The organism is Micromonospora sp. NPDC003776 (assembly GCF_053605645.1).
Genome location: NZ_JBSGJR010000572.1, coordinates 1 through 4431 on the forward strand (window position 1 = coordinate 1; position 4431 = coordinate 4431).

5 protein-coding genes are annotated in these 4431 nt (G+C 72.3%); 1 reads left to right on the forward strand and 4 read right to left on the reverse strand.

Going from position 1 to position 4431, the window contains the following annotated elements; all coding sequences use genetic code 11:
* From ACWEVO_RS31070 to mqnE, 4 genes are all read right to left on the reverse strand, one after another.
* Positions 1-468, reverse strand: a 468-nt coding sequence (locus ACWEVO_RS31070) for a hypothetical protein (RefSeq protein ID WP_452311025.1), incomplete at its 3' end; no start/stop codon positions are given.
* Between the two features lie 48 nt (positions 469-516).
* Complete coding sequence (locus ACWEVO_RS31075; protein ID WP_452311026.1) at positions 517-798, reverse strand: DUF4229 domain-containing protein; 282 nt, start codon at positions 796-798, stop codon at positions 517-519.
* Between the two features lie 26 nt (positions 799-824).
* The gene (locus tag ACWEVO_RS31080; RefSeq protein ID WP_452311027.1) at positions 825-1253 is read right to left on the reverse strand and encodes a hypothetical protein; all 429 of its coding nucleotides are present in this window, start codon (positions 1251-1253) and stop codon (positions 825-827) included.
* 10 nt (positions 1254-1263) lie between these two features.
* Positions 1264-2433, reverse strand: coding sequence for an aminofutalosine synthase MqnE (mqnE, locus tag ACWEVO_RS31085; protein ID WP_452311028.1), 1170 nt, complete (start codon positions 2431-2433; stop codon positions 1264-1266).
* Between the two features lie 241 nt (positions 2434-2674).
* Between mqnE and ACWEVO_RS31090 the strand changes: the two genes are divergently transcribed.
* Positions 2675-4213, forward strand: a complete 1539-nt coding sequence (locus tag ACWEVO_RS31090; RefSeq protein WP_452311029.1) for a C40 family peptidase — start codon at positions 2675-2677, stop codon at positions 4211-4213.
* Positions 4214-4431 lie beyond the last annotated feature (218 nt).

A 4431-nucleotide genomic window follows, 5' to 3' on the forward strand; every position in this document is an offset into this window, starting at 1 on the left:
TTCCGATCTGTCGGTGGCGGCCTCGTCGGCGTCCGGACGCCGGCGGCCGAGGACCGTCCGGACGATCAGGACCAGCCAGGCGACCCCGGCGAGCGCCCCGCCGACGGCGAAGCCGGTGACCAGCAGCCAGGTGCTACCGCCGGTGGTGGAGAAGACTCCCTTGTCGGCCCCGGTGTCGCGGGCCGCCGCGGTGCCGCCGGTGGTCAGCCCGTCCGGGTCGTCGTAGAGGATGACGTCCTTCCGCGCGGCGCCGCCGCCGCTCGGCACGAAGTCGCCGTGCCACTTGCAGCTCCGCTTACCGCACTCCTCGCGCAGCGCGGTGAAGGTGCCGGGCGTGCCGTCCCCGGACTTCGCCCGCCACGCCGGACCCACGTCCGGTGCGGCGATCACCAGCCCGATCACCGCGATGACCGGCAGGCCGACCCAGAGAAAGAACTTCATCCGCCAACTGCTGATCCGCTCCATCACGGGGAGCGACCCTAGTGGGACGGGACGCGAGCCGCTGCCCCGTCAGGTTCAGCTCCGGCGCTCGCCGTCTCCGTCCTCGGCGGGCTGGTCGTCACCCGCCAGCGCGGAACGCAGCCGCTCCTTCTCCGCCCGGCGCCGCTCCGACGCCTCGGCCATCTCCCCGGCCATCTCGTCCCGCCAGCCCTTGAGCAGGAAGAACGAGAGCGCGGCGGAGAAGACCAGGGCGAGCATCAGCCGCAGGAACATGTTCATCTCGACGAACCAGAGGGCCGCCAGCACGGCGACGAACAGCCCGATCCGCCCCAACGTGTACTTGACCGCCGCGCTCAAGCTCGTACTCCGTTCTCCGTCACGGCTCAGCCCGTCCGCCGGGCCAGCCAGTGCACGCCAGGAAACCAGACCACCGCGTAGACCACGGTGAAGACCGCCGCGGCCAGCGCACCGGAGACCAGCGGCGGCAGCCCGGCGGCCAGGCCGGCCGCCAGCAGCCCGGCGAGCACCCCGAGCGCGATCCCGGCCAGCGCCGCCACCACCCGGGCCGCGCCGAACTCCCAGGCCCGGAAGTCGTCCCAGAAGAGCCAGACCGGGAGGATGACGGCCAGCCAGCCGTTGGTCCGCCCGAATCCGCCCGCGCCCATGGTCGCGAAGGCCCACTCGAAGAGGACCAGCGCCAGCACCCCGATCACCAGGCCGGCGAGGCTCACCCCGAGCAGGTCGCCCAGGGTGAGGATGCGCCCCTGGGCGTCCCGCCGGGGGAAGCTGCGCTGCTGCTCCTCGGTACTCATCGGCGCGCGGTCAGGCCCAGACCTGCTGCGGCTCGGCACGCCGCTCGGCCAGCGACGGGGCCGCGTCGTACTCGCGGACGGTCTCGTAGCGGGTGTTCCGCTCGACCGGGCGGAAGCCCGCGTCCCAGATCAGGTGCAGCAGGTCGTCCCGGTGCATGGTGTTCGGCGTGCCGTACGAGTCGGCATCGTGGGTGATCTTGTATTCCACGACGGAGCCGTCCAGGTCGTCCACACCGAAGTTCAACGACAGCTGGGCCACCGAGAGACCGTGCATCACCCAGAAGCACTTCACGTGCGGCACGTTGTCGAAGAGCAGCCGGGAGACCGCGAAGGTCTTCAGCGACTCGGCCGGCGCGGCCATCGTGGTCCGGGCCTGGATCCGGTTGCGGATCTTGCCGTCCGCCGAGTCGACGAAGTCGTGCTGGTACCGCAGCGGGATGAAGACCTGGAAGCCGCCCGTCTCGTCCTGCAGCTCGCGCAGCCGCAGCACGTGGTCGACCCGGTGCCGGGGCTCCTCGATGTGGCCGTAGAGCATGGTCGACGGGGTCTTCATGCCCTTGGCGTGGGCGAGCCGGTGGATCCGCGACCAGTCCTCCCAGTGGCAGGCGTGGTCGACGATGTGCTGCCGGATCTCCCAGTCGAAGATCTCCGCGCCGCCGCCGGTCAGCGACTCCAGGCCGGCGTCCATCAGCTCGTCGAGGATCTCGTCGGCGCTCAGCCCGCTGATCTTCTCGAACCACTGCACCTCGGTCGCGGTGAACGCCTTGAGATTGACGTTCGGCAGCGCGGCCTTCAGCTCGCGCAGCACCTTGGGGTAGTAGCGCCAGGGCAGGGTCGGGTGCAGGCCGTTGACGATGTGCAGCTCGGTGAGCTGCTCGTCCTCCATCTCCTTGGCCTTGCGGACCGCCTCGTCGATGCGCATCGTGTAGGCGTCCTTCTCCCCCGGCTTGCGCTGGAAGGAGCAGTACGCGCACGAGGCGGAGCAGACGTTGGTCAGGTTGAGGTGCCGGTTGACATTGAACATCACCCGGTCGCCGTTCAGCTCCGTGCGCCGGTGGTGCGCCAGCCGCCCGAGCCAGGCGAGGTCGTCGCTCTCGTAGAGGGCGATCCCGTCCTCCCGGGTCAGCCGCTCCCCCGCGTAGACCTTCGCTTCAAGCTCGCGCTTGAGTCCGGCGTCCATCGAAAGTCACGTCCCTTCCACCTGTGGTCCCGGTCGAGCGTACGTCGCTCCCTCGACCGACCGGCGGCGCGGTCAACCGCAGCGGCCTACTTCACCGGACGACCGGTCGGCCGTCACCCTCCGCACATCGACATCCCTGCGTCCGTGAGGTAAGACAGGATGGGGCGGAACTCACACTGGTACCGTCCCGGTTCACCGCGCACACCGAGCGCGGAAGGCACCAGACCGGACGGGGAGCGGAATGGTCGACAGCAGGCGACGCCGACGGCAGCGACGCAGGGGGCCGGTGATCTCTCCGGTGCTGCGCCCGAAGCTCTGGTCCGCCCTGCTCGGCGTCGTGGCCGCCGCGGCGATCGCCACCCCCTCCTGGGCCGACCCGCTGCCCGACACCATCCCGGACACCGGCCTCCGGCCGCCCCAGATCAGCCTGCAGATCCCCGGGCTGCCCGGGCAGACGCCGACCGGGCTGGGCACCACCCCCGGCGCCACCAACCCGAGCGACGGCCCCCTGATCGCCCAGATCAACCAGGCCGACACGCTGGTCGCCCAGCTCGGCGAGTCGCTGGAGGGGCTACAGACCGAGCGCGACGCCGCGCGGGCCCAGCTCGCGCTGGACGCGGCCGCGCTCCAGCAGGCCGGGGAGGCGCTCGCCCAGGCCCAGGAGAAGGCGAAGAACGCCGCCGCCGACGCGGTCAAGGCCGACGCCGCGCTCCCGCCCGGGCAGTTCGGCTCCGACCTGCGCCAACTCGACGCCCTTCAGCGGATCACCCGGGGTGACAAGGCGCAGGGGGCGACCACCGCCGTGGACGGCGAGGTCGCCCGGGCCACCGCCGCCGAGCAGATGGCCCGGGAGGCGTACGGCGCGACCGAGCGCCGGGTGGCCGAGAAGGTCGCCGAGTACACCCGGGTCGAGGCGGAGCTGCACCGGCAGGAAGCCGCCCTGCTCAAGCTGCGCAAGGACAACGCCGCGCAGCTGGTGGAGATCGAGCGCCGGGCGGACGCCGCCGAGCAGCAGCTCGGCACCTCCTACGTGGCCAACCAGAGCGTCAGCGGACTGGTCGCGCACCCGACGGCGCTGGCCGCCGTGCGCTACGCCCTCGCCCAGCTCGGCGACCCGTACCTGTGGGCCGCCGAGGGGCCGGACCGCTTCGACTGCTCCGGCCTGATGCTCGCGTCCTACCAGGCGGCCGGCTACCACGGCCTGCCCCGGGTCTCCCGCGACCAGTACTACGCCACCCGTTCCCGGACCGTCGACCCGAACGCGCTCCTCCCGGGTGACCTGCTCTTCTTCGCCTCGGGCAGCAGCTGGACGAGCATCCACCACGTCGCCATGTACATCGGCAACGGCAAGATGGTCGAGGCGCCGCGGACCGGGGACGTCGTCAAGATCTCGGGAGTCCGGTGGAGCCGGCTCTTCGCCGCCACCCGGGTGGTCGGCGCGGTGCCCGCCCCGGCCACCCCCGCGCCGACGCCGAGCCCCTCGAAGACGCCGAAGCCGACCCCCACGCCGACGCCCACGGCCACCGCCAAGCCGACGCAGACGCCGTCGCCGAAGCCGACCACGAGCAGCCCCAGCCCGTCGACCTCGCCGTCGCCGAGCAAGTCGCCGACGCCGACGCCCAGCCCGTCCAAGTCGGCGGACCCGACACCGACCGACACGACGAGCAGCGGCCCGAGCCCGTCGAACAGCTCCGCCGAGCCGACCGACAGCTCCGCCGCCTCCGACCCCTCGAGCAGCACGGCGGAGAGCGCCTCGTCCACGCCGAGCAGCGGTAGCTGACCCAACCGTCCACTCCGACTGTGCTGCCGGGCCGGAATGTGGCACGGTGAGATCCAGGCACTCCCGACCGACGCCACGGTCCGGGGGCGAGCGTGGCCGTGGAGGGCGAGCATGGGCGAGCGAGAGGTTCCGGCGCAGACGGTCCACCCGGGACCCGCGCCCGACCCCACCGACCGGCCGGCCGACCCGGGTGCCGAGGAGCACGGGCAGCAGGCCGC

Bases quoted from the DNA above. Each gene is read 5' to 3' on its own strand.
- ACWEVO_RS31080 (WP_452311027.1), bottom strand. From the start codon at position 1,253: ATGAGTACCGAGGAGCAGCAGCGCAGCTTCCCCCGGCGGGACGCCCAG.
- mqnE (WP_452311028.1), bottom strand. From the start codon at position 2,433: ATGGACGCCGGACTCAAGCGCGAGCTTGAAGCGAAGGTCTACGCGGGG.
- ACWEVO_RS31090 (WP_452311029.1), top strand. From the start codon at position 2,675: ATGGTCGACAGCAGGCGACGCCGACGGCAGCGACGCAGGGGGCCGGTG.